Origin of the sequence: Devosia chinhatensis (assembly GCF_000969445.1) — a bacterium.
GTDB lineage: Bacteria > Pseudomonadota > Alphaproteobacteria > Rhizobiales > Devosiaceae > Devosia > Devosia chinhatensis.
Window position 1 is genome coordinate 1 of sequence record NZ_JZEY01000010.1, and the last position, 488, is coordinate 488.

The following is a 488-nucleotide window of genomic DNA, read 5'->3' on the forward strand; positions in this document are numbered from 1 at the left end:
AGCGCTCTCGAAGACGGAGAACCGGTAGCCCGCGCACGGCATGCAGGTGAAGCCGAGAACCTCGAAGGGGACGGACGGACCGGCTTCCTGGACCTGCTCGCACATGTCGTTGATGAGGGCGCGCACACGGGCAAACTCAGTATCGGCCACGAGGATGTCGCAGAGCTTGAGCGTACAGCGCTGGACCAGAACGGTGGCTACCGCACCCCGACCGCGATCGAGCTTGGCTGCGATGACCAGACCCTCGGCACGGCCATCGCGGGCCACCTCGAGTCCGAGCACTTCGGCCTGCACCAGGATGGTTTCGAGCAGCTTGTCGAGACCGGCCTCGGTGTTGGCGGAGACTTCCACGACCAGCACGTCGCCGCCCATGGATTCCACGAAGACCTCGTGCTGGTGCAGCTCTGTGCGGACGCGGGTCGGATCGGCTGCCGGCTTGGCCATCCTGGTGATGGCCTCGATTGTCGGAACCTCTGCCCCTCTGGCGT

At 65.6% G+C, this 488-nt stretch carries 1 pseudogene; it reads right to left on the reverse strand.

The window, feature by feature from the left end:
* Positions 1 to 488, reverse strand: a pseudogene (locus VE26_RS17865) (translation initiation factor IF-2); the annotation flags it as partial.